Source organism: Marinibacterium profundimaris (assembly GCF_002210095.1).
Taxonomy (GTDB): Bacteria; Pseudomonadota; Alphaproteobacteria; order Rhodobacterales; family Rhodobacteraceae; genus Marinibacterium; species Marinibacterium profundimaris.
On record NZ_AQQR01000025.1, the window covers coordinates 12,178 to 35,087 of the forward strand.

Here is a 22,910-nt window from a genome sequence, read left to right on the forward strand (position 1 = left end):
CGCATTAAAAGCGAAACGGGCCCGGTGTCAGGGCGCGCAGGCAGGTGCCCCGGCCCCGCCGGACTGCCCGGTCCACCGGCCCACCCAACATCCGGACCACGCAACACCGGTGCATCCGGACAGCAGACCGCAGACCGCAGACAGAAAAACCGCCAGACCGCAGCAGACCCGAAACAGAAACCAAACCTCCGGCCGAACGACAGCCCGACCCCGCCCGCCGCAGCCACGGCAGGCGCCGGTCCGTTCAAGACCGGGAACAGGCAAGACCGGGGCCGGAGGCCCGCCCGCACCGACATGCTGGAATTCGTCAACGTCAGCAAATCCTTCTGGACCGGATCCCAACGCAAGGTGATCCTCGAGAAGGTCTCGTTCCAGGTCGAGCTGGGCAAGTCGCTGGGCATCCTCGCGCCCAACGGCACGGGCAAGACGACGCTGATCAACATGATGGCCGGTCTGGAAAAACCCGACGAGGGCGAGATCCGGCGCGCCTGCAACATCTCCTTCCCGCTGGGCTTCATGGGCGGGCTGGTCAGCCGCGTCTCGGCGATGGAGAACTGCCGCTACATCGCCCGGCTTTACGGGCTGGACCCCGACTATGTCGAAGCCTATTGCCGCTGGCTCTGCAACCTTGGCGAATATTTCGACCAGCCGGTGGGCACCTATTCCTCGGGGATGCGCGCGCGGCTGAGCTTTGCGCTGATGCTGGCGCTGGATTTCGACATCTACCTGATCGACGAGGGCATGCCCGCCACGACGGACGTGGAATTCAACCGCAAGGCCGGCTCGATCATCGAGGAGCGGCTGAACTCGACGACCATCATCATCGTCAGCCACGATCCCAAGACATTGGAGAAGTTCGCCCGCCAGGCCGCCGTTCTGTCGGCCGGGCAGCTTCACCTGTTCGACACTCTGGAAGAGGCGAAACAGCTTTATGACTACGAAACCAAAAGCTAGGAAGTTTCGCATCCGGCGCAGCGCCCCGGCCGCGGCCATGCCCGCCACCGGAGTGTCCATGAACGCGGGGGGCGCGGCCGCCGAAGACATGTCGGCGCATACCGCCGCGCAGGCGCCCCGGCCCGCCACTGGCAGCGCCGCCAATGCCTATCCCCGGCAGGTCACCGGCACCGGCGCCAGCCGCCCCTCCCCCGCCGAGGTCATGCGCGCCGCCGAGCAGGAGCTCGGCGAAGCCGCCCCGGATCCCCATGGCGCCCCGCGCACCGGCCAAGTCTCCTCGGCCAGCGAGGTCGAGAGCGAGAGCGACATCGACGCGATCCGCCGCGAGGGGCTGACCGGCCGCCAGCTGCGCATGGCGCGGCGCGTGGCACAGAAGCACAACATCGCCGCGACCTCGGATTTCGACGCCGTGCTGCAACTGCGCAAGGCCGGGATCGATCCGTTCCGCCATGCCAACATGCTGGAACTCGTGGTCCCCAAGGCGGGTGGCACCGGCGGCTCTGGCGAGGGCACTGTTGCCAACCTGCCGCAGACCGTCCCCCAGACCCGGCGCGAGACGCTGCCCTCGACCGAGGTGAACCCCGTCGATCGGCGCAACCGCGAAATCGCCGACATCCAGCGCGACATCATGAAGCGCCGCCGCCGGCGGATGATCCTGCTGCTGGCACGGCTGAGCTTCTTCGTCTTCCTGCCGACCTTCATCGCCGGCTGGTATTTCTACGTGGCCGCCACGCCGATGTATTCCACCAAGTCCGAATTCCTGATCCTGCAGGCCGACAATTCCGGCGGCTCGGGCATCGGCGGGCTGCTGGCGGGGACGCAATTCGCGACGAACCAGGATTCCATCGCGGTGCAATCCTACCTGGAATCCAAGGACGCCATGCTGCGGCTGGACCGCGACGAAGGCTTCAAGGCGCATTTCAGCCAGGACTGGATCGACCCGATCCAGCGGCTGCCCGCGGACGCGACCAACGAACAGGCCTACAAGACCTACAAGAAGAACGTGAAGATCGGCTACGACCCGACCGAAGGCGTCATCCGGATGGAGATCTCGGCCGCCGATCCCGAGGTCTCAGCCGAATTCTCGCGCGCGCTGATCTCCTACGCCGAGGAACGGGTGAACCACCTGACCGAGAAGAAGCGCGAAGACCAGATGCGCGACGCGCTGACCAGCTTCGAGAAGGCGCAGGCCGACCGCCGGCAGGCGCAGGAGGACCTGGTGAACCTCCAGCAGGAAGGCGCGCTGCTGGACCCCGAGGGGGTGATCGGCTCGCTCCGGTCGCAGATCAACAATATCGAGGTGCAGCTGCAGGAGCGTCAGCTGGAGCTGGCCGCGCTGCAGGACAACGCCCGCCCCAACCAGGCCCGGGTCGACGGGGTGCGGGGCGACATCCGGCGGCTCGAGGCGCTGCTCAACGAGCTGAACACCAAGATGACCGACGCCTCGCGCGGGGAAAACTCGCTGGCGCAGCTGACGGCGCGGATCCAGATGGCGCAGGCCGATCTGGCCACGCGGGACATGATGCTGCAATCGGCGCTGCAACAGGTCGAACAGACCCGGATGGAGGCGAACCGCCAGGTGCGCTACCTGACCACCTCGGTTGCGCCCGTGGCCTCGCAATCGCCCAGCTATCCGCGCTCGTTCGAGGACACGATCCTGGCCTTCCTGATCTTCTCGGGGATCTACCTGATGGTCTCGCTGACCGCCTCGATCCTGCGCGAACAGGTCACGTCCTGAGCCGAACGGGGCGCGCGGGGCCCTGGGGCCCAACCGGGGTCACGGGCCGCCGCGTTTCGCCGGCCCGATCCCGGCGCGATCCCGGCCCGTCACCGCCTTTGGGCGATAAACCCCCGTCATCGCACAGGGGTTTTGACCCCCGCCCCCGACTGTGCGAACAAGACGCGTCGCCCGGCTCCGCCCGGCGGAAGCATGAATAACGCCCGGTTCGCCCATGAAACACGTCCCCGTCTCCGACCTGATCCTGGGCAACGATCTGCCCCTCACCCTCATCGCCGGCCCCTGCCAGCTGGAAAGCGCCGACCATGCGCAGATGATCGCCGGCACGATGAAGGAGGCCTGCGCCGCCGCCGGCGCGCAATATGTCTTCAAGGCCTCCTACGACAAGGCCAACCGCACCTCGCTGTCCGGCAAGCGCGGCCTTGGCATGGACGAGGGGCTGAAGGTGCTGCAGGGCGTTCGGGACGCCATCGGCGTGCCGGTCCTGACCGACATCCATTCGCCAGAACAATGCGCGCCCGTGGCCGAGGTCGCCGACATCATACAGATTCCCGCCTTCCTCTGCCGCCAGACCGACCTGCTGATCGCTGCCGGCGAGACCGGCGCGGTGGTGAACGTCAAGAAGGGCCAGTTCCTCGCCCCCTGGGACATGCCCAACGTGGTCTCGAAGATCGAGAGCACCGGCAACGACAAGATCCTGCTGACCGAACGCGGCACCTCATTCGGCTACAACACGCTGGTGGCCGACATGCGCGCGCTGCCGCAGATGGCGAAAACCGGCTACCCGGTGGTGATGGACGCGACCCATTCCGTGCAGCAGCCCGGCGGCATGGGCGGATCCTCGGGCGGGCAGCGCGAATTCGCGCCGGTGATGGCCCGCGCGGCCGTGGCGCTTGGCGTTGCCGCCGTTTTCATCGAGACCCACGAAAATCCCGATGCCGCGCCGTCTGATGGCCCAAACATGGTTCCCTTGTCACAAATGCACGCATTGATTGACACATTGATGCAGTTTGATGCGCTTGCCAAAGCCAACCCGATCGAAATCTGACGCCCGATCTAGAACTAGAAGAGTCAAAGAGTTTCCGACATGACCAAGCCCCTCCCCGAGGTCACCCCCAACACCTGGGACTTCCTGCGCGATCCGATGATCAAGCCCACGGGCTTCCGCGAATACGACGCGCGCTGGAAATACCCCGACGAGATCAACCTGCCCGGCATGACGGCGCTTGGCCTCGGCATCGGCACCCAGATGCGCAAGCACGGCCTGGAGCCGGTCATCGCGGTGGGCAACGACTATCGCGACTATTCGCTGACCATCAAGAACGCGCTGATCATCGGCCTGATGCAGGCCGGGATCCAGGTGAAGGACATCGGCCCCTGCATCACGCCGATGGCCTATTTCTCCTCGTTCCACCTGGGCGTGCCGGGCGTGGCCATGGTGACGGCCTCGCACAACCCCAACGGCTGGACCGGGGTGAAGATGGGCTTTGCCATGCCGCTGACCCACGGCCCCGACGAGATGGGCGAGCTGAAGGACATCGTGCTGAACGACAAGGGCGAGCCCGCGCCGGGCGGGGCCTATGAATTCGTCGACGGCGTCTGGGACGCCTACATGGACGACCTGGTGGGCGATTTCAGAATGTCGCGCAAGCTGAAGGTCGTCTGCGCCACCGGCAACGGCACCGCATCGGCCTATGCGCCCGCGCTCTTCGAGCGCATCGGGGTCGAGGTCGTGCCCTCGCACAACGAGCTCGACTACACCTTCCCCAACTACAACCCGAACCCCGAAGCCATGGAAATGCTCCATGACATGGCCGACAGCGTGCGCGCCTCGGGCGCCGATTTCGCCCTGGGCTTCGACGGCGACGGCGACCGCTGCGGCGTGGTGGACGACGAGGGCGAAGAGATCTTTGCCGACAAGGTGGGCGTGATCATGGCCCGCGACCTGGTGAAGCTCTACCCGGGCTCGACCTTCGTGGCGGACGTGAAATCCACCGGCCTCTTCGCCTCGGACCCCGAGCTGATCGCGGCCGGCGCCAAGGCGGATTACTGGAAGACCGGGCACAGCCACATGAAACGCCGCGTGCACGAGCTGGGCGCGCTGGCCGGCTTCGAGAAATCGGGCCATTACTTCATGGCTGGCGAGGTTGGCCGCGGCTACGACGACGGCATGCGCGTCGCGGTGGAAATCTGCAAGCTGATGGACCGCAACCCGGACATGAAGATGTCGGACCTGCGCAAGGCCCTGCCGCAGACCTTCTCGACCCCCACGATGTCGCCCTATTGCCCGGACACCGAGAAATACGACGTGCTCGACCGGATCGTGGAGCGGATCGTGAAACACGCCGACGGTGGCGGCACCTTCGCCGGTCGCGACATCGCCACGGTGGTGACGGTGAACGGCGCGCGCGTGATCCTCGACAACGGCTCCTGGGGGCTGGTGCGCGCCTCGTCGAACACGCCGAACCTGGTGGTGGTCTGCGAAAGCTCGGACAGCGACGAGGAATTGCGCGCGATCTTCAAGGAGATCGACGGGTTCATCCGGACAGAAGACTCGGTGGGCGACTACGATCAGTCGATCTGAATGCTGAAGGCGCTGGGGGCTCTGCCCCCAGACCCCCGGAGGTATTTGGACAAAGGTGAAGACCAGGACGTTGGTGCGCCGGCTCTTATGATCGGCTTGTTTGCCAACCTGCGGATCCGACATCGGGAAACAGGGCCGCGCCAGCGACCGTTGCGCGGTCCCCCTGTCTTCACCTTTGCGGAAATACCTCTATCCAACGCTTCAAGCCACTCCACCCTCTCCGAAAGAGCGCACCATCGCGGATTGCGCCCTTACCGCGCGCGCCTTATGTGAGCGGCATGAGTGAAAACCCGCCCCAGCTGCGCCCCGATATCGCGCCCGCCATCCGGCTTCCCGAAGACCGCCGCCCCGGCCAGCCCATGGTCGGCATGGTCTCGCTTGGCTGCCCCAAGGCGCTGGTGGACAGTGAACGGATCCTGACCCGGCTCAGGGCCGAGGGGTATGGCGTGTCGCCGGATTACGCAGGGGCCGACGCGGTGATCGTGAACACCTGCGGGTTCCTCGACAGTGCCAAGGCGGAAAGCCTGGACGCCATCGGCGAGGCGCTGAAGGAGAACGCGCGGGTGATCGTCACCGGCTGCCTCGGGGCCGAGCCGGAGTATATTACCGGGGTGCATCCGAAGGTTCTGGCCGTCACCGGGCCGCATCAGTACCAACAGGTGCTGGACGCCGTGCATCACGCGGTGCCGCCGGCGCCCGATCCCTTTGTGGACCTTGTGCCTGCCTCCGGCGTGCATCTCACCCCGCGGCACTACAGCTATCTCAAGATCTCCGAGGGCTGTAACCACAAGTGCAAGTTCTGCATCATCCCCGACATGCGCGGACGGCTGGTGTCACGTCCTGCGGGCAGCGTCCTGCGCGAGGCGGAGCGGCTGGTAGAGGCCGGGGTGAAGGAGCTGCTGGTGATCAGCCAGGATACCAGCGCCTATGGGCTCGACCGCAAGCATGCCATGTCGAAGTGGAAGGACGGCGAGGTCCGCGACCATATCCTCGACCTCAGCCGCGAGCTGGGGCGGTTGGGCGCCTGGGTGCGGCTGCATTACGTCTATCCCTACCCCTTCGTGCGCGACCTGATCCCGCTGATGGCGGATCCCGAGAACGGGCTTCTGCCCTATCTCGACATCCCGTTCCAGCACGCGCATCCCGATACGCTCAAGCGCATGGCGCGGCCCGCCGCCGCCGCCAGGACGCTGGACGAGATCGCCGCCTGGCGTGCCACCTGCCCGGATCTGACCCTGCGCTCGACCTTCATCGTCGGCTATCCCGGCGAGACCGAGGCCGAGTTCCAGACCCTGCTGGACTGGCTCGACGAGGCGCAGCTCGATCGCGTCGGCTGTTTCAAGTACGAGAATGTCGAGGGCGCGCGGGCCAATGACCTGGCCGATCACGTGGCCGAGGAGGTCAAGCAGGACCGCTGGAACCGCTTCATGGAGAAGGCGCAGGCAATCTCCGAGGCCAAGCTGGAGGCCAGGGTCGGTCAGCGCCTGCAGGTGATCGTGGACGAGGTGGACGAGGACGCCGCCACCTGCCGCACCATGGGCGACGCGCCCGAGATCGACGGGCATCTTTATATCGACGAGGCGTTCGAAACGCTGGCCCCCGGCGATATTCTTACCGTCGAGGTGGACGAGGCCGGGGAATACGATCTCTGGGGACGCCGGGTCTGAGACGCGGTCTGAGCCCGGTGCTTCGGATGGGGCAGAAGGGGCGGAGACAGGATGTCTCGGCCCCTTTTTCGTTTCCCGGGCAGCAGGTGGCCGTTACGCCTCGACCTCTTCGCCCGCCCGCAGCGCGGCAAAGCGCGCGCGGTTGCAGCAGGGGCGCGGGGCGGCGTCGACATGGTCGTGATCCGCAAGCCAGCCGTCGCAGGTTTCGGCCCAGGCGCAGCCGCGGCAGGCGTTGACCATGCCGGCCCAGGCCTCGGACGACAGGCGGCCCTCGTCGAAGGCCGCGACAAGATCGGTGTCGGTGGTCCGGGCCATCCGTTTCACCAATTGCCAGTGGCGCATGATCGATCCGCGTGTCTGCATGGTCACTCTCCCGTCGCGCGCCGGCAGGTCGGGCCGCCGGTCTGTCGGGGGACAGCAGTAGCAATGCCCCCGGCCTGCAGCCTTGATGCAGATCAAGGCAGCCGCAGTGCATGGCGCGGCGCGGGCGCTGCCCGCCGGTACGGCAGGCGTGTGGGCAGCGGCGGGCGGCCCTAGCGGATCGCGGCCAGCGTGCGGCGCACCGTCTCGACCCGTGCGGCATTGGGCGGATGGGTCCCCAGGAAGCGATTCCCCGGATCGGGCAGCCGCGCGAAATACTCCGCGCCCCGCATCGGATCGTAGCCGGCGTAATAGGCGATCACTGTTCCCAGCGCGTCCGCCTCCAGCTCGAAATCCTTCGAATAGCTCCGCGCGCCCACGGCGGCGCCCAGTTCCAGCGCCGTCTGGATATCCGCCTGCGACCCGCCGGTAAGCGAGGCCAGACCGGCGAAGATCACCGCCCCGGCCGCCGCGTTCTCCTCCTGCCGGGCCAGGTGGCCCTGGATGTGATGCGCCGCCTCGTGGCTGAGCACGAAGGCCAGCTCGTCGGGGTTGTCCATGTCGTTGATCAGGGTCGAGGTCACGGTCAGGACCGGCTGCCCGCTGGGCGTGAGGCTTTGATAGGCGTTGGGCGTCTCGTTTGCGCCGCGCTTCACCACGATCTCGAAATTGCAGTTCACGTTGCGCGTTTCCGTCAGGCAGACGCGCTCGGCCACCGGCTCGACCCGGGCCACGACCTCGGCAAAGCTCGGCGGGATTGCGCGGGGTCCCGAGGTGGGCCCCGAGGCGGGGCCGCCAGGGCCCGACGAGGGGGACATGACAACCGGGCCCGGCGGCGCGGCGCAGCCGGCCAGCAACCCGACGACCAGGATCAGAACGTATCGCATGGCACCCTTTCCGACAGCTCGACAAGGTTATAGGCCCTCCCCCGCCCCTCGGCCAGAGAGCCGGGAAATCGAGTTTGCGTGATCGGCCGACAGGCACCGGCCTCGCGGGCCCCTCCCCGCCGCCCTTCGCCCTTGCCATGCCCCCGCCCCTCGGCCATCGTGGCCGCATGTTTAGCATCGAGCATGAATTCGACTCGACCGTCGTGACCCTTGTCGACGATGGCGCGGCGCCGCTGCAGGAAGACGTGATCATCAACGCCTTCTCTGAATGTTTCACCATCGAACAATTCGACCCGCGCACCGAGACGGTGCAGCGCATCACCCTCTCGCCCGAGATGGTGCGCGATCTCGCCGCCGCCCTGGACCTGCCCGAAGGCGTCTATCAGCTGCCCGCGCACAGCGCGCCACGGTAGCGGAAGACCTTGTCGCGCGACGTCTCGCCCCGGATCAGCTCCAGCTCCGTCGGCGCCACGCCCATCGCGGTGGCCAGCATGGCGCGGATCGCCGCGTTGGCCTTGCCGTTTTCCGGCGCCACAGTGACCCAGGCACGCAGCCGGTCGTCCTGCACCTCCAGCCGGTCCCGCGCCGCCTTCGGCGTGGCCCTGACCGCAATTTCGGCCCCGGGCCGAGCCCAGCCGTCCAGCTTCGGAAGATCGCGGTATTTCGCCTTGCCCATCCCGCGTCCCTGCCACACCGTGGCGCCGATTGGAAAGAGCGGGGACAGACATGACGACGGGATTTTTCAGTGACGAGCGCTGCTTCTGGCATGCCGGCGGGAATTACGCCTTCACGCTGCCGGTGGGCGGGCTGGTACAGCCGACCTTCGGCGGCCTGCCCGAGAACCCCGAGACCAAGCGGCGCCTGAAGAACCTGATGGAGGTCACGGGCCTCATGGGGGACCTGGACTGCCGCGGCGCGGAGCCGGCCAGCCGCGAGGACCTGCTGCGCGTCCATCCCGCCTCCTACCTGGATGAGTTCAAGCGCCTGTCGGATGCCGGCGGCGGCGAGCTGGGCCGCCGCACCCCCTTTGCCACCGGCGGCTACGAGATCGCCGCGCTGTCGGCCGGGCTGACCATTGCGGCGGTCGAGGCGGTGGTGACCGGCGATCTGCCGAATTCCTATGCGCTCTCGCGTCCGCCGGGGCACCATTGCCTTCCGGATTTCCCCAACGGGTTCTGCCTCTTGGCCAATATCGCCATCGCGATCGAGGCGGCCAAGGCCAATCACGGGCTCGGCCGTGTCGCGGTGATCGACTGGGACGTGCACCACGGTAACGGCACCGAGGGTATCTACTACGAGCGTGACGACGTGCTGGCGATCTCGCTGCACCAGGACGGGAATTACCCGACCGACACCGGCTTTGTCACCGACCGGGGCGAGGGCAAGGGTCTGGGCTACAACATCAACATACCGCTGCCGGCCGGCACGGGCCACACCGCCTACCTTGCCGCGATGGACCGGATCGTGCTGCCGGCGGTCGAGAAATTCGCGCCCGACCTGATCATCGTCGCCTGCGGCTATGACGCCGCCGTTGTGGACCCGATGGCCCGGATGCAGGCCACCGCCGAAACCTTTGCCGAGATGACACTGCGGGTGAAGGCGCTGGCCGACAGGATCTGCGGCGGGCGGCTCGTCCTCTCGCACGAGGGCGGCTATTCTGAGGTCTACGTGCCCTTCGCCGGCCATGCGACCATCGCCGCGCTCTCTGGGTCGTCCATCGCGGCGCCGGACCCGCTGGCCGATGCCGTCGCCGCGCGCCAGCCCAAGGGGCGGTTCGAGGCGTTCCTGTTCGAAGAGGTGGATCGGCTGGCGGAGGAGATCTTCTCCACCCCCTGAGCGAATGGAGAGTGCGGGACGTGCCTGTCCAAGGCTCCCGCCCGCCCACCCCGCCCTGGACAGGCACGGGATCCCGTGGCCGGTGTCGCGCGGTGCCATGACGACATGGAAACCGGTCCGGGGGCGGGACTGCCTGTTCCCCACCTTCACCGATCACCGTCACAACCCTTGAAATCCGCCCCCCGGGCGAAGAGATAGGGCGAGACAGATGTAAAGAGGCGTCACATTCCATGCCCGATCCCAACCAAGCCGCGATGAAGTTCCTGCTGACCCGCCGGTCGCGGCCCTTCAAGACGCTGGGCCTGCCCGCCCCCGACCGCGAAGCGCTGCGCCCGATCCTCACTGCCGCCATGCGCACCCCGGATCACGGCAAGCTCGAACCCTGGCGCCTGATCGTGCTGGAGGCACCCGCCCTGCGCCGCCTCGCCGACCTTGTCACCGAACGGGGCAAGGCGCTTGGCAAGTCCGACGAGGACATCGCCAAGCCGCGCCTGGCCTACGAGGTCAGTCCCCTGGCCGTCGCCGTGATCGAGGTGCAGCAGCCCTCCGAGAAGATCCCCGCGATCGAGATGACCTATGCCGCCGGCGCCGCCTGCCTGGCGCTGCTGAACGCCGCGCTGGCCTCGGGCTGGGGCGCGAACTGGCTCTCGGGCTGGCCCAGCCACGATCCGGGCTTCGGGGTCGAAGCCCTGGGACTGGCCGAGAACGAACGCATCGCCGGGCTGATCCATATCGGCACCGAGAAGGCCACGCCCCCCGACCGCCCGCGTCCCGACATCGACGCGATCACAACCTGGGTGGAGGCATGATCCTCACCGCCTTCTCCCGCGCCCTCGCCCAGTCCGGCGACCCGCGCTTCCGCAAGGTCCTGTTCCTCGGCATCGGGCTGACCTTCCTGCTGCTGGCGGCGATCTATGCCATCGTCTTCTACGTCGTCGGCTGGCTGGTCGGCGACAGCGTGACCCTGCCGCTGATCGGCACGGTGACATGGGTCGACAGCCTGCTCGGCTGGGGGTCCCTGGTGCTGATGATGGGGATGTCGGTCTTCCTGATGATCCCGGTCGCGGCGGCGATATCCTCCATGTTCCTCGACCAGGTGGCTGAGGCCGTCGAAGAGGTCCACTACCCCGAACTCCCCCACGTGGAGCCGGTGCCGCTGATCGACGGGTTCATCGACGGGCTGGGGATGCTGGGCGTGCTGATCGTGGCGAATATCCTGGCGCTGGTGCTCTACCTGGTCTTCGCGCCCCTGGCGCCGCTGATCTTCTACCTGATGAACGGCTACCTCTTGGGACGCGAGTACTTCACCCTTGTCGCCATGCGCCGCATCGGCCGCGCCAATGCCAAGGCCGCGCGCGGCCGCCACATGGCGACGATCTGGGCCACCGGCACGCTGATGGCCCTGCCGCTGTCGATCCCGATCCTGAACCTGATCATCCCGATCTACGGCGCGGCGACCTTCACCCATGTCTACCACGCGCTGGCGCAGAAGGACCCGCGCCTGCTCTCTGCCTGAACCACGTCCGGGGGCTTCACGAGGCCCCCGCCCCCAAGGCCCACCCGCAAAGTCCCCGGTGCTCCGTCCGGGCGGAGCGCATGGGTGGGCGGGTGGGCGCTCCGGTCGGGCGGAGCGCCGGGGACGCCTATTCCGAGGCCGGCGGCATCCGGTGGAACCAGTCGAAATCCCTCACCTCGATCATCCCGGTGATGATGATCGTGGCAATGATCGCCCAGATGACGGCCGCGGCCACCGTGGTGATGACCGCCTTCTTCTTCAGGTTATGGTTCTCCGGCGCGCCGGAATGGGTGCCCGGCACAACCTCCCCGGCCTCGCCCTGGGTCTGCAGCCGCAGCGGCAGAACCACGAAGAAGGTCAAAAACCAGATCACGACGAATAGGACGAGCCCTGCGGTTATCGACATCGTCTCAGACCTGTTCCAGCTCGACGAGGCAGCCGTTGAAATCCTTTGGATGCAGGAACAGCACCGGCTTGCCATGCGCCCCGATCTTCGGCTCGCCCGAGCCAAGGACCCGCGCGCCGGTCGCCTTCAGGTGATCCCGCGCCGCCAGGATGTCGTCCACCTCGTAGCAGACATGATGGATGCCGCCGGACGGGTTCTTTTCCAGGAACCCGTTGATCGGGCTGTCCTCGCCCAGCGGATACAGCAGCTCGATCTTGGTGTTCGGCAGCTCGATGAAGACCACGGTCACCCCGTGATCGGGCTCGTCCTGCGGGGCACCGACACTGGCCCCCAACGCCGAGCGATACTGCTCCGACGCGGCCTCCAGATCCGGCACGGCAATGGCCACGTGGTTGAGACGTCCGATCATGAGAACCTCCGCATTCTGTCCCATCGGTTATGGCACAGGCACAGGCAGGGGCAAGAGGACGGATTAACCCGGTCTTAGCAAACATCGCCGTAGCCTTTCGGGCAATCGCAGACCGGAGGACAACCCATGCCCGAATCCCTTCTCAACAGCCCGCCACACCCGTCACCGACGCCGTCGCGCCCGCTTCTGGGCGTCACCGTCCTGGTGGTTGAAGACAGCCGTTTCGCCTGCGAGGCGCTGCGCCTTCTGTGCCTGCGCAGTGGCGCCCGCGTGCGCCGGGCCGATTGCCTGAAATCGGCGCGCCGCCACCTGCGGGTCTACCGGCCCTCGGTGATCATTGTCGATCTCGGCCTGCCCGACGGCTCGGGGCTGGATCTGATCCGCGAACTGGTCGGCGCGACGCCGCGCGTGCCGGTGATCCTGGGCACCTCGGGCGACCGGTTTGCCGAACATGCCGCGCTGGATGCCGGCGCCGACGGCTACCTGCCGAAACCCATCGAATCGCTCGCCATCTTCCAGGAGGCGATCCTCAGCCGGATGCCCGCCGACCGCCGGCCGGCCACCCTGTCGCTGCCCACGGACGAACTGATCCGGCCCGACCCGATCGCCTACCAGGACGACATGGCCCATGCCGCCGACGTGCTTTCGGACATGGCGGACGCGAAGGCGCTGGATTACGTGGCGCAGTTCATCGGCGGCGTGGCACGTTCGGCGGCGGACGAACCGCTGGCCCGCGCGGCCGAGGATCTGGCCGATGCCCGCCGCAACGGGCGGCCCGTGGCCTTCTTCGCGGCCCAGGTCGCCGGTCTGGTGCAGACGCGGCTCAACGACCGCCGGGTGGTCTGAGGATGGATGTCGCGAACGCCACCCTCGCCATTGCTCTCGGCACGCTGATGGTGCTGGCCTATGGCGGTACACGGCTCTCGGCGCGGCGTATCCGCGCCGCTCGTCGCCGGGCAGAGCAGGACCGCCGGCAGGCGAAAGCCCGGCACGTCCGCTGACCAGGCCGGATCGGCACCGCACGGCACGGCACGGCAGGCCGCGGGCTCAGAGCATGAGGCCCGGATCGCGCCCCATGTCCAGCCCCGGAAACACCAGGCTCTCCATCACCTGCCGGTCCAGCCCGGTCGCCGCCCGCAGGATCCAGGCGGCCGAGGCGCGCACGTCGCCGGTCGGCATCAGGTCCCTCCGCTCGTACAGGTCGGCCTCTGCCAGCCCCGGCCAGTCGCCCAGAACGCGCCCGCCCCGGATCGCGCCGCCCGACAGCACCATGGCCCCGCCCGTCCCGTGATCGGTGCCGCCGGTGCCGTTCATCCGCACCGTGCGCCCGAATTCCGTCATCGCCACCACGGCCGTCTTGCCCCAGACCTGCGGCCCCGAGGCCTCGCGCAGGGTCAGCAGCGTCTGCGTCAGCCGCTCCAGCGAGGCGCCCAGGCTCCGCTCCTGCTGCCGGTGCGTGTCCCAGCCGATCAGCGAAAAGGCCGCGACGCGGGTCTCGCCCCGCAGACGCTCGGCCACGAATTCCGCGATCTTCACATGCGGCGCCCCGCGCAGCGCGGCGCGCATGTCGCGGGTCATCGACTGCTCTGCCGCCATGATCCCGCTGCCATCGTCCGACAGCGCCACCGCCTCGCTCAGGGCCGCGTGAAAGGCCGGGTCTTCCTCCATCATCAGCTCGGCCAGTTGCAGCGCCTGTGGGCTCATCCGCAGCGCCGCGTCGGGGGTCCAGTCGGCCACATCGGCCGGGCCCAGCAGCACCTTCATCTCGCCCCGACCCACGGCATAGGCGGTCTCGGCCTCCACCCCCGGCATCTGCTGCAGCATCCGGTTGAGCCAGCCTTCCTGACCGGAGCCCAGCGTCTCGGTCCCTGCTTCCAGCATGTCCTGCCCGTCGAAATGGCTGCGCTTGTCGCGATAAGGGGTCGACACCGCCTGCACGAAGCCCAGCTCGCCCTGCGCCCACAGAGGCATCAGCCCTGAAAGCGCCGGGTGCAGGCCAAAGCCGCCCGCCAGGTCCAGCGCCGGATCGCGGGCCGCCGCCAGCCCGGGGCGCAGCGCGGCGAAGTCCGGATCGCCATAGGGGCGCAGCGCGTCAAGCCCGTCCATCCCGCCGCGCAGGATGATCACGACCACGCGGGTGTCCCAGGGCGCGGCGGCCAGGCTCACCGGGGTCATCAGCGGGCTTGCCGCCGCCGAACAGCCCAGCAGGGCAGAGCGGGCCAGGAAAGCGCGGCGGGACAGGGTGCTGCGGGTCATCGGATACCTCCTATCGGCGCTGAAAGGCCGGGGAACACAGCACGAGGCCGATCGCCTCGGACCGGCTTTCGGCGGCGGAGGCGGCAAAGCGCACCGGTTCGGTGGCAAAGCCGCCCAGCGCCTGGCCGACGAAATCGCGCGGATCGGGCAGCCCGTCGCACAGCGTCTGCGGCACCGCCATGGCCCAGCGCAGCCGGGCCGACAGGCTTTGCGGCGTGATCCAGGCGGCCTCTTCCTCGGGCCAGCCATCGGGCCCGGAGGGGGATTTCCACGGCTGCCCCATCAGCGACATCGGCACGAAGAAGGTCAGCCGGAAGGCGGGAAAATCCAGCCCCGAGACCGCCGCTTCGGCCACGCCCAGCGCCCGCAGCGCAGAGCCCATGAAATCCAGCGGCGGCTTCACCTTCGACAGCCGCGGCGCCCAGGCGGCGGGATGTTCCAGAAGGGCGGCATAGACCTGCGGCAGGTCACCGCCGCTGGCGCGATACCGCGCGGAGAGATGGGCGACGAGGTCGGGATCGGGATCGTCGTTGACGAAATGCACCGCCAGCTTGCGCGCGATGTGATCCGCCGTCGACGGGTGCAGCGCCAGGTCGGTCAGCGCCTCGTGGATATGCGCCAGCCGAGGCTCGGCGCCATAGGTCTTGCCCAGCACCGTCTCGGCCCCCGGCTCGGCCCAGCCCTGCAGATAGGCCAGCCCCCGGTCCGGGCGGTAGGTCAGGCCGGTCAGCAGCTCGGCGAACTCCCGCACGTCCTGTTGGGTATAGGGCCCGTCGACGCCCAGCGTATGCAGCTCCATCACCTCGCGCGCGAGGTTCTCGTTCATGCCCGACAACCGCTCCCGCCGTGCGGCCGCCGGGCTGTTGGGCCCGACCGACGCGGTCTGATCGAGGTAATCCAGCATCACCGGATGGGTGGTGGCCGCGATCAGCATCTCGGGGAAGGTGCCGCCCACATGGGGCCGGATGGCGCTTTCGACAAAGGCGGAATTGGCGTAGCGCAGCAGCGCGGACTTGCCCACCGTGGTGAAATGGTCGGCCCAGAAGGCCACCAGCCGCTCGCGGAAGCCGGTTTCGGTATGGGTCCAGCGCAGCAGGGTCCGCGCGGCCCAGTCGGCACGGGCGTTGTTGGCCGCGCGGCTGATCTTGCGGATCACTTCGCGCCGGGCCTTGCGCGTCTCCTGCGTGCCGGCCTTGCGCAGGGCGGCTCGAGCGTCGCGCAGGCCCTGGACGCGGGTGTTGAACGTCTCGAAGCTTTCGATCGGGAAGCGCCCGGCCATGGTGTCAGGCCCCAGCACCCCGTCCAGCAGCGCCTGCGCGTCCCGGGGCGGCGCAAGGACAGGGGACAATCCGCAGCCAAAGCGAATGTCGGCCAGGTCAGGAGAATAGGTCAGCGCGCGCATCCTTCGATCGAAGAGAGCCTGACCAGACATATAATGGCCGCCCGGGCCGCCGTCATCCGGGATGCGCCATCACCGATGCGTCATCTGCGGGAGACCGCCTGCCCGGGATACCGTGGATCGCCGGGCCCAGATTTTTCGTACGAAAAATCTCGACCCGGCCCACCTGTAACGCTCAGCTGTCCTGAGGAATGATCCGCAGGCCCAGTTCCATCAGCTGATCCGACGACGGATCCGACGGCGCCTGCATCATCAGGTCCTCGGCGCGCTGGTTCATCGGGAACATGATGACCTCGCGGATGTTCTGTTCATCCGCCAGCAGCATCACGATCCGGTCGATCCCCGCGGCACAGCCCCCGTGCGGCGGCGCGCCGAAGTGGAACGCGTTGTAAAGCGCGCCAAAGCGGCTTTTCACCTCGTCCTCGCCATAGCCCGCGATCTCGAAGGCCTTCAGCATCACGTCCGGCTTGTGGTTCCGGATCGCGCCCGACACCAGCTCATAGCCGTTGCAGGCCAGGTCGTACTGAAAACCCTTGACCGCCAGCGGATCGCCTTCCAGCGCGGCCATGCCGCCCTGGGGCATCGAGAACGGGTTGTGCTCGAAGTCGATCTCGCCGGTTTCCTCGTCCTTCTCGTAGATCGGGAAATCCACGATCCAGGCAAAGGCGAACCGGTCCTTGTCGGTCAGCCCCAGCTCTTCGCCGATCACGTCGCGCGCCTTGCCCGCGACCCGTTCGAACGAGGCCGGTTTGCCGCCCAGGAAGAAGGCCGCGTCGCCCACGCCCAGGCCCAGCTGCTGGCGGATCGCCTCGGTGCGTTCGGGGCCGATGTTCTTGGCCAGCGGGCCGGCCGCTTCCACGCCGTCCGAGCCTTCGCGCCAGAAGATATAGCCCATGCCCGGCAGGCCCTCTTTCTGGGCAAAGGCGTTCATCCGGTCGCAGAACTTGCGCGACCCGCCCGTGGGTGCGGGAATGGCGCGGATCTGGGTGCCGTCCTGCTCCAGCAGCTTGGCGAAGATCGCGAAACCGGACCCGGCGAAATGCTCGGACACGACCTGCATCTCGATCGGGTTCCTGAGGTCGGGCTTGTCGGTGCCGTATTTCAGCGCGGCCTCGGCATAGGGGATCTGCGGCCAGTCGCCCGGCGCGTCCACCTTCCGCCCGCCGCCGAATTCCTCGAAGATCCCGGCGATCACCGGCGAGACCGTGTCGAACACGTCCTGCTGCTCGACAAAGGACATCTCCATGTCGAGCTGGTAGAAATCGGTGGGCGATCGGTCGGCGCGCGGGTCCTCGTCGCGGAAGCAGGGCGCGATCTGGAAATACTTGTCGTAGCCCGACACCATGATCAGCTGCTTGAACTGCTGCGGCGCCTGCGGCAGCGCGTAGAACTTGCCCGGGTGCAGACGCGACGGCACCAGGAAGTCGCGCGCGCCCTCGGGGCTCGACGCGGTGATCACCGGCGTCTGGTATTCGCGGAACTTCTGGTCCCACATGCGCCGGCGGATCGAGGCGACAACATCCGAACGCAGCTTCATGTTCTCCTGCATCGCCTCGCGGCGCAGGTCGAGGTAACGGTAGCGCAGGCGCGTTTCCTCGGGGTATTCCTGATCGCCGAAGACGATCAGCGGCAGTTCCTCGGCCGCGCCCAGCACTTCGATGTCGCGGATATAGACCTCGATCTCGCCGGTCGGCAGCTTGGGATTGATCAGGCTTTCGTCGCGCGCCTTGACCGTCCCGTCGATGCGGATGCACCATTCCGAGCGGACCTTCTCCACCTCGGCAAAGACCGGGCTGTCAGGGTCGCACAGCACCTGGGTCACGCCGTAATGGTCGCGCAGGTCGATGAAAAGCACCCCGCCATGATCGCGCACGCGGTGCACCCAGCCGGACAGGCGCACGGTCTGGCCGACTTCGTTTTTCGTCAGTTCGGCGCAGGTGTGGCTGCGATAGGCGTGCATGAAACAAGGCTCCCGAGGTGCTGAAAAGGTTCGCGCCGATACACATCGGGCAGGCGGGGAAGTCAAGCACGGGCTGGGATCGGTCATTCGAGTTTTGAAAAATCGTTAATTTCGCTTAACTTTCCTAACAGTGAGGGAGGATCAGTGATCCATCTGGGTGAGAACCATGTGGGAAAAGATTTTCGACACGATGCTTGGCCGGCTGATTCAGGTCGGCAAACTGGCAATAACCTATCCCGACGGGACCCTCCGGACCTACGGTCCCGGCGGCGGGATCGAGACAGCCGCGCGCTTCACCCGCACCGAGGCCCTGCGCGCCATCTGCCTCAATCCCGAACTGGGGCTTGGCGAAACCTACATGGACGCCACCTTCGTGCCCGACGACCTGGACAGTTTCCTGCGCCTGGTCATCCGCAACCGCCGGCCCGAGGCGATGCCGGCCTGGGTCAACTGGCTGGACAAGGGTATGTTCGCGGTGCGCCACTGGATGCAGCGCAACACGGCCACCAAATCGAAGTCCAACGTCGCGCATCACTATGATCTTTCGGACGACCTCTACCGGCTCTTCCTGGATGCCGACATGCAGTATTCCTGCGCCTATTTCGCCCGGCCCGGGCTGACGCTGGAACAGGCCCAGGCGGCCAAGAAGGCCCATATCGCCGCCAAGCTGGCGCTGGAGCCGGGCATGAGCGTGCTGGATATCGGCTGCGGCTGGGGCGGCATGGCACTGACGCTTGCACGCGATTACGGGGTGCAGGTGACCGGCGTGACCCTGTCGGAGAACCAGCTGGCCACCGCCCGTGCCCGGGCCGCGGCCGAGGGGCTGTCGGACCGCGTGAGCTTCCGGCTGCAGGATTACCGCGAGATCACCGAGCAATTCGACAGGGTGGTCAGCGTCGGCATGCTGGAACACGTGGGCGTCCCGCATTACGCGGAGTATTTCGACCAGATCTCGGCCGTGCTGAAGCATGACGGCGTGGCGCTGGTCCACACGATCGGCCGCTGCGCGCCGCCGACGACGCCCAGCCCCTGGTTCGACCGCTACATCTTCCCCGGCGGCTACATCCCCTCGCTGTCCGAGCTGGCCGCGCCGGTGGAGAACGCCGGCCTCTGGAGCGCCGACCTGGAGGTGCTGCGGCTGCATTACGCGCTGACGATCCGCGAATGGCAGACACGCTTCCGCGCCAATCTCGACACCGTGCGCGAGATGTACGACGAGCGTTTCATCCGCATGTGGGACTATTACCTGATCGCCTGCATCATGGCCTTCGAAGAGCAGCCGCACGCTGTCTTCCAGCTGCAGCTGACGAAATCGGTGAACGCGCTGCCCCTGACCCGCGATTACCTTTATCGGGCACCGGCACAGCCCCGGGCCGTCGCCGCGGCCGAATAACCCCGCCTTTACAAGGCAGGCGGGGCGGCGATGCCGCGCTCCGGCCCTCTCCCGGACCGGCGCCGGGCCGCGGAATGCGACCGCATTGACAATTATGTCGTCACACGGCCCTTGCGCCCGTGCGCGCCTTGCCTATAACGCAGGCCGATTTGACCGGGCGCGAGCGCTTCGGGAATCGCAGTCATGTCAGAAAGGGGCCCTCCATGCCGAAGCGTACCGACATCCAGTCGATCATGATCATCGGTGCAGGGCCCATCGTCATCGGGCAGGCTTGCGAATTCGACTATTCCGGTGCCCAGGCCTGCAAGGCCCTGCGCGAGGAAGGCTACCGGGTGATCCTGGTGAACTCCAACCCGGCGACGATCATGACCGACCCGGGCCTGGCCGACGCCACCTATATCGAACCGATCACCCCCGAGGTCGTCGCCAAGATCATCGAGAAGGAGCGCCCCGACGCGCTGCTGCCGACGATGGGCGGGCAGACCGGGCTGAACACCTCGCTTGCGCTCGAAGAGATGGGCGTGCTGGACAAGTTCGGGGTCGAGATGATCGGCGCCAAGCGCGACGCCATCGAGATGGCCGAGGACCGCGCGCTGTTCCGCGAGGCGATGGACCGGATCGGGCTGGAAAACCCGCGCGCCACGATCATTACCGCGCCGAAGACCGACAAGGGCCATTTCGACCTTGAGGCCGGCGTGAAGCTGGCCGTGGACGCCATCGAATTCGTGGGCCTTCCGGCGATCATCCGCCCCGCCTACACCCTGGGCGGCACCGGCGGCGGCGTGGCCTACAACCGCGACGATTACGAACGCATCTGCCGCTCGGGCATGGATGCCTCTCCGGTGGGCCAGATCCTGGTCGACGAAAGCCTGCTCGGCTGGAAGGAATATGAGATGGAGGTGGTGCGCGACACCGCCGACAACGCCATCATCGTATGTTCCATCGAAAACGTGGACCCGATGGGCGTCCACACCGGCGATTCGATCACCGTGGCGCCCGCGCTGACGCTGACCGACAAAGAATACCAGATCATGCGCAACGGCTCGATCGCCGTGCTGCGCGAGATCGGCGTGGAAACCGGCGGGTCGAACGTGCAATGGGCGATCAACCCCGAAGACGGCCGCATGGTCGTGATCGAGATGAACCCCCGCGTCTCCCGCTCCTCCGCGCTGGCCTCAAAGGCCACCGGCTTCCCCATCGCCAAGATCGCCGCGAAACTGGCGGTGGGCTACACGCTCGACGAGCTCGACAACGACATCACCAAGGTCACGCCCGCCTCGTTCGAGCCGACCATCGACTATGTCGTCACCAAGATCCCGAAATTCGCATTCGAGAAATTCCCCGGCGCCGAACCCTACCTGACCACCGCGATGAAATCGGTGGGCGAGGCCATGGCAATCGGCCGCACGATCCACGAATCGCTGCAAAAGGCGCTGGCCTCGATGGAATCGGGCCTCACCGGCTTCAACGAGGTCGACATCCCCGGCGCGCCGGACAAGGCCGCCGTGATCAAGGCGATCTCGCTCCAGACGCCGGACCGCATGCGCACCATCGCCCAGGCCATGCGCCACGGGCTGTCGGACGATGAAATCCAGGCGGTGACGAAATTCGACCCCTGGTTCCTGGCCCGCATCCGCGAAATCGTCGAGACCGAGGACGAGGTCCGCGCCTCCGGCCTGCCGGTGACCGAAGCGGGGCTGCGCCATCTCAAGATGATGGGCTTCACCGATGCCCGCCTGGGCGAGCTGACGGGCCGCGACGAGGCCAACGTCCGCCGCGCGCGCCAGAACCTGGGCGTGACGGCCGTCTTCAAGCGCATCGACACCTGCGCGGCCGAATTCGAGGCCCAGACGCCCTACATGTATTCCACCTACGAAATGCCCATGATGGGCGAGGTCGAATGCGAGGCGCGCCCCTCGGACAAGAAGAAGGTCGTCATCCTCGGCGGCGGTCCCAACCGGATCGGCCAGGGGATCGAATTCGACTATTGCTGCTGCCACGCCTGTTTCGCGCTGACCGACGCGGGCTATGAAACCATCATGATCAACTGCAACCCCGAGACCGTGTCGACCGATTACGACACCTCGGACCGGTTGTATTTCGAGCCGCTGACGCTGGAACACGTGATGGAGATCCTGCGCGTCGAACAGCAGAACGGCACCCTGCATGGCGTCATCGTGCAGTTCGGCGGCCAGACGCCGCTGAAGCTGGCCAATGCGCTTGAGGCCGAAGGCATCCCGATCCTGGGCACCACCCCCGACGCGATCGACCTGGCCGAGGACCGCGAGCGGTTCCAGAAACTGGTGCAGGACCTTGGCCTGAAACAGCCCAGGAACGCCATCGCCAGCTCGGACGAGGCGGCCCGGCAACGGGCCGAAGAGCTGGGCTTCCCGCTGGTCATCCGCCCCTCCTACGTGCTGGGCGGCCGCGCTATGGAGATCGTGCGCGACATGGCGCACCTGGAACGCTACATCGCCGAGGCCGTGGTGGTCTCGGGCGACAGCCCCGTGCTGCTCGACAGCTATCTGTCCGGCGCGGTGGAACTGGACGTCGACGCGCTGTCGGACGGCACGCAGGTCCATGTCTCGGGCATCATGCAGCACATCGAGGAAGCCGGCGTGCATTCCGGCGACAGCGCCTGCTCGCTCCCGCCCTATTCGCTGCCGAAAGAGATCATCGAAGAGGTGAAGGCCCAGACCGAGGCCCTGGCCAAGGGGCTGAACGTGGTCGGGCTGATGAACGTGCAATTCGCGGTCAAGGATGGCGAAATCTACCTGATCGAGGTCAATCCCCGCGCCTCGCGCACCGTGCCCTTCGTCGCCAAGGCCACCGATTCGGCCATCGCCTCGATCGCGGCGCGCGTCATGGCGGGCGAGCCGCTGTCGACCTTCCCGCTGCGCGCGCCCTATGCAGAGGTCGATTACGACACGGTCCTGCCCATCGCCGATCCGATGACGCTGGCCGATCCCGACATGCCGTGGTTCTCCGTCAAGGAGGCCGTGCTGCCCTTTGCCCGCTTCCCCGGCGTCGATACGATCCTGGGGCCCGAGATGCGCTCGACCGGCGAGGTCATGGGATGGGACCGCGATTTCCCCCGCGCCTTCCTGAAGGCGCAGATGGGCGCGGGCATGAAGCTGCCCGCCGAGGGCTGCGCCTTCCTCTCGATCCGCGACCTGGACAAGGGGCCGCAGATGATCGAGGCCGCGCAGGTGCTGATCGGGCAGGGCTTTACCATCGTCGCCACCCGCGGCACCGCGACCTGGCTGGGCGAGCACGGCGTGCCCTGTTCTTCGGTCAACAAGGTCTACGAGGGGCGCCCGGACATCACCGACCTGATGAAGGACGGCGGCGTGCAGCTGGTGATCAACACAACCGAAGGCGCGCAGGCGGTGGACGACAGCCGCTCGATCCGCTCCATCGCGCTGTATGACAAGATCCCGTATTTCACCACGGCCGCCGGCGCCCATGCCGCCGCCCTGGCGATCCGGGCCCAGAGCGAAGGCAACCTTGGCGTGAAATCCCTCCAGGGCGCCGAAGCCTGACCT

General features: G+C 67.2%; 21 protein-coding genes. 13 read left to right on the top strand and 8 right to left on the bottom strand.

Going from position 1 to position 22,910, the window contains the following annotated elements; translation table 11 throughout:
* Window positions 1-294 precede the first annotated feature (294 nt).
* The 5 genes from ATO3_RS25325 to rimO all read left to right on the top strand — a co-directional run bounded on the left by ATO3_RS25325 (window position 295) and on the right by rimO (window position 6,943).
* Window positions 295-954 (top strand): ABC transporter ATP-binding protein, encoded by a 660-nt coding sequence (locus tag ATO3_RS25325; RefSeq protein ID WP_088652662.1) that lies wholly within the window; start codon window positions 295-297, stop codon window positions 952-954.
* Complete coding sequence (locus ATO3_RS25330) at window positions 932-2,692, top strand: capsule biosynthesis protein (RefSeq protein ID WP_088652663.1); 1,761 nt, start codon at window positions 932-934, stop codon at window positions 2,690-2,692. Before ATO3_RS25325 ends, ATO3_RS25330 begins: the two co-directional genes overlap by 23 nt.
* A gap of 214 nt (window positions 2,693-2,906) precedes the next feature.
* Window positions 2,907-3,740, top strand: coding sequence for a 3-deoxy-8-phosphooctulonate synthase (kdsA, locus tag ATO3_RS25335; RefSeq protein ID WP_088652664.1), 834 nt, complete (start codon window positions 2,907-2,909; stop codon window positions 3,738-3,740).
* A gap of 39 nt (window positions 3,741-3,779) precedes the next feature.
* Window positions 3,780-5,276, top strand: a complete 1,497-nt coding sequence (locus ATO3_RS25340) for a phosphomannomutase/phosphoglucomutase (protein ID WP_088652665.1) — start codon at window positions 3,780-3,782, stop codon at window positions 5,274-5,276.
* Between the two features lie 278 nt (window positions 5,277-5,554).
* Window positions 5,555-6,943, top strand: a complete 1,389-nt coding sequence (gene rimO, locus ATO3_RS25345) for a 30S ribosomal protein S12 methylthiotransferase RimO (protein WP_088652666.1) — start codon at window positions 5,555-5,557, stop codon at window positions 6,941-6,943.
* Between the two features lie 93 nt (window positions 6,944-7,036).
* Here the strand turns inward: rimO and ATO3_RS25350 are convergent, their stop codons facing one another.
* Complete coding sequence (locus ATO3_RS25350; protein WP_088652667.1) at window positions 7,037-7,306, bottom strand: DUF6455 family protein; 270 nt, start codon at window positions 7,304-7,306, stop codon at window positions 7,037-7,039.
* A 170-nt stretch (window positions 7,307-7,476) separates the two neighbouring features.
* Window positions 7,477-8,190, bottom strand: a complete 714-nt coding sequence (locus ATO3_RS25355) for a M48 family metallopeptidase (RefSeq protein ID WP_088652668.1) — start codon at window positions 8,188-8,190, stop codon at window positions 7,477-7,479.
* A 167-nt stretch (window positions 8,191-8,357) separates the two neighbouring features.
* Between ATO3_RS25355 and ATO3_RS25360 the strand changes: the two genes are divergently transcribed.
* Window positions 8,358-8,603: a hypothetical protein gene (locus ATO3_RS25360; RefSeq protein ID WP_088652669.1), complete on the top strand. Its 246-nt coding sequence runs from the start codon at window positions 8,358-8,360 to the stop codon at window positions 8,601-8,603.
* Here the strand turns inward: ATO3_RS25360 and ATO3_RS25365 are convergent.
* The gene (locus tag ATO3_RS25365) at window positions 8,573-8,866 is read right to left on the bottom strand and encodes a DUF167 domain-containing protein (protein WP_088652670.1); all 294 of its coding nucleotides are present in this window, start codon (window positions 8,864-8,866) and stop codon (window positions 8,573-8,575) included. The genes ATO3_RS25360 and ATO3_RS25365 overlap by 31 nt on opposite strands.
* 50 nt (window positions 8,867-8,916) lie before the next feature.
* Between ATO3_RS25365 and ATO3_RS25370 the strand changes: the two genes are divergently transcribed.
* The 3 genes from ATO3_RS25370 to ATO3_RS25380 all read left to right on the top strand — a co-directional run bounded on the left by ATO3_RS25370 (window position 8,917) and on the right by ATO3_RS25380 (window position 11,542).
* On the top strand, window positions 8,917-10,026 hold the full coding sequence (locus tag ATO3_RS25370) for a class II histone deacetylase (RefSeq protein ID WP_088652671.1): 1,110 nt from the start codon (window positions 8,917-8,919) through the stop codon (window positions 10,024-10,026).
* Between the two features lie 230 nt (window positions 10,027-10,256).
* Window positions 10,257-10,835: a nitroreductase family protein gene (locus ATO3_RS25375; protein WP_088652672.1), complete on the top strand. Its 579-nt coding sequence runs from the start codon at window positions 10,257-10,259 to the stop codon at window positions 10,833-10,835.
* Complete coding sequence (locus ATO3_RS25380; RefSeq protein ID WP_088652673.1) at window positions 10,832-11,542, top strand: EI24 domain-containing protein; 711 nt, start codon at window positions 10,832-10,834, stop codon at window positions 11,540-11,542. Before ATO3_RS25375 ends, ATO3_RS25380 begins: the two co-directional genes overlap by 4 nt.
* A gap of 127 nt (window positions 11,543-11,669) precedes the next feature.
* Here ATO3_RS25380 and ATO3_RS25385 read toward each other — a convergent pair whose 3' ends face one another.
* Entirely contained in the window at window positions 11,670-11,948 is a 279-nt protein-coding gene (locus ATO3_RS25385) for a DUF1467 family protein (RefSeq protein WP_088652674.1), read from the bottom strand.
* Between the two features lie 4 nt (window positions 11,949-11,952).
* Window positions 11,953-12,357, bottom strand: coding sequence for a methylmalonyl-CoA epimerase (gene mce, locus ATO3_RS25390; RefSeq protein ID WP_088652675.1), 405 nt, complete (start codon window positions 12,355-12,357; stop codon window positions 11,953-11,955).
* 126 nt (window positions 12,358-12,483) lie between these two features.
* Here mce and ATO3_RS25395 point away from each other — a divergent pair, with 126 nt between their 5' ends.
* Together ATO3_RS25395 and ATO3_RS28920 are read left to right on the top strand one after the other, a co-directional pair.
* Entirely contained in the window at window positions 12,484-13,203 is a 720-nt protein-coding gene (locus ATO3_RS25395) for a response regulator (RefSeq protein WP_088652676.1), read from the top strand.
* 2 nt (window positions 13,204-13,205) lie between these two features.
* The gene (locus tag ATO3_RS28920; protein ID WP_158218076.1) at window positions 13,206-13,358 is read left to right on the top strand and encodes a hypothetical protein; all 153 of its coding nucleotides are present in this window, start codon (window positions 13,206-13,208) and stop codon (window positions 13,356-13,358) included.
* 46 nt (window positions 13,359-13,404) lie between these two features.
* Here the strand turns inward: ATO3_RS28920 and ATO3_RS25400 are convergent, their stop codons facing one another.
* The 3 genes from ATO3_RS25400 to aspS form a co-directional block, all read right to left on the bottom strand.
* On the bottom strand, window positions 13,405-14,613 hold the full coding sequence (locus ATO3_RS25400) for a DUF1501 domain-containing protein (RefSeq protein WP_088652677.1): 1,209 nt from the start codon (window positions 14,611-14,613) through the stop codon (window positions 13,405-13,407).
* Window positions 14,614-14,623: 10 nt separating this feature from the next.
* Window positions 14,624-16,045, bottom strand: a complete 1,422-nt coding sequence (locus ATO3_RS25405; RefSeq protein WP_233152316.1) for a DUF1800 domain-containing protein — start codon at window positions 16,043-16,045, stop codon at window positions 14,624-14,626.
* A 142-nt stretch (window positions 16,046-16,187) separates the two neighbouring features.
* Window positions 16,188-17,972: an aspartate--tRNA ligase gene (gene aspS, locus ATO3_RS25410; RefSeq protein WP_088652678.1), complete on the bottom strand. Its 1,785-nt coding sequence runs from the start codon at window positions 17,970-17,972 to the stop codon at window positions 16,188-16,190.
* A 166-nt stretch (window positions 17,973-18,138) separates the two neighbouring features.
* Between aspS and ATO3_RS25415 the strand changes: the two genes are divergently transcribed.
* The gene (locus tag ATO3_RS25415) at window positions 18,139-19,365 is read left to right on the top strand and encodes an SAM-dependent methyltransferase (RefSeq protein WP_088652679.1); all 1,227 of its coding nucleotides are present in this window, start codon (window positions 18,139-18,141) and stop codon (window positions 19,363-19,365) included.
* 203 nt (window positions 19,366-19,568) lie between these two features.
* Window positions 19,569-22,907, top strand: coding sequence for a carbamoyl-phosphate synthase large subunit (gene carB / locus ATO3_RS25420; RefSeq protein ID WP_088652680.1), 3,339 nt, complete (start codon window positions 19,569-19,571; stop codon window positions 22,905-22,907).
* The last annotated feature ends 3 nt before the right edge of the window (window positions 22,908-22,910 follow it).

Excerpts from the sequence above, each read along its gene's own strand:
- ATO3_RS25325 (WP_088652662.1), top strand. The coding sequence starts at position 295 with ATGCTGGAATTCGTCAACGTCAGCAAATCCTTCTGGACCGGATCCCAA.
- ATO3_RS25330 (WP_088652663.1), top strand. The coding sequence starts at position 932 with ATGACTACGAAACCAAAAGCTAGGAAGTTTCGCATCCGGCGCAGCGCC.
- kdsA (WP_088652664.1), top strand. The coding sequence starts at position 2,907 with ATGAAACACGTCCCCGTCTCCGACCTGATCCTGGGCAACGATCTGCCC.
- ATO3_RS25340 (WP_088652665.1), top strand. The coding sequence starts at position 3,780 with ATGACCAAGCCCCTCCCCGAGGTCACCCCCAACACCTGGGACTTCCTG.
- rimO (WP_088652666.1), top strand. The coding sequence starts at position 5,555 with ATGAGTGAAAACCCGCCCCAGCTGCGCCCCGATATCGCGCCCGCCATC.
- ATO3_RS25350 (WP_088652667.1), bottom strand. The coding sequence starts at position 7,306 with ATGCAGACACGCGGATCGATCATGCGCCACTGGCAATTGGTGAAACGG.
- ATO3_RS25355 (WP_088652668.1), bottom strand. The coding sequence starts at position 8,190 with ATGCGATACGTTCTGATCCTGGTCGTCGGGTTGCTGGCCGGCTGCGCC.
- ATO3_RS25360 (WP_088652669.1), top strand. The coding sequence starts at position 8,358 with ATGTTTAGCATCGAGCATGAATTCGACTCGACCGTCGTGACCCTTGTC.
- ATO3_RS25365 (WP_088652670.1), bottom strand. The coding sequence starts at position 8,866 with ATGGGCAAGGCGAAATACCGCGATCTTCCGAAGCTGGACGGCTGGGCT.
- ATO3_RS25370 (WP_088652671.1), top strand. The coding sequence starts at position 8,917 with ATGACGACGGGATTTTTCAGTGACGAGCGCTGCTTCTGGCATGCCGGC.
- ATO3_RS25375 (WP_088652672.1), top strand. The coding sequence starts at position 10,257 with ATGCCCGATCCCAACCAAGCCGCGATGAAGTTCCTGCTGACCCGCCGG.
- ATO3_RS25380 (WP_088652673.1), top strand. The coding sequence starts at position 10,832 with ATGATCCTCACCGCCTTCTCCCGCGCCCTCGCCCAGTCCGGCGACCCG.
- ATO3_RS25385 (WP_088652674.1), bottom strand. The coding sequence starts at position 11,948 with ATGTCGATAACCGCAGGGCTCGTCCTATTCGTCGTGATCTGGTTTTTG.
- mce (WP_088652675.1), bottom strand. The coding sequence starts at position 12,357 with ATGATCGGACGTCTCAACCACGTGGCCATTGCCGTGCCGGATCTGGAG.
- ATO3_RS25395 (WP_088652676.1), top strand. The coding sequence starts at position 12,484 with ATGCCCGAATCCCTTCTCAACAGCCCGCCACACCCGTCACCGACGCCG.
- ATO3_RS28920 (WP_158218076.1), top strand. The coding sequence starts at position 13,206 with ATGGATGTCGCGAACGCCACCCTCGCCATTGCTCTCGGCACGCTGATG.
- ATO3_RS25400 (WP_088652677.1), bottom strand. The coding sequence starts at position 14,613 with ATGACCCGCAGCACCCTGTCCCGCCGCGCTTTCCTGGCCCGCTCTGCC.
- ATO3_RS25405 (WP_233152316.1), bottom strand. The coding sequence starts at position 16,045 with ATGTCTGGTCAGGCTCTCTTCGATCGAAGGATGCGCGCGCTGACCTAT.
- aspS (WP_088652678.1), bottom strand. The coding sequence starts at position 17,972 with ATGCACGCCTATCGCAGCCACACCTGCGCCGAACTGACGAAAAACGAA.
- ATO3_RS25415 (WP_088652679.1), top strand. The coding sequence starts at position 18,139 with ATGTGGGAAAAGATTTTCGACACGATGCTTGGCCGGCTGATTCAGGTC.
- carB (WP_088652680.1), top strand. The coding sequence starts at position 19,569 with ATGCCGAAGCGTACCGACATCCAGTCGATCATGATCATCGGTGCAGGG.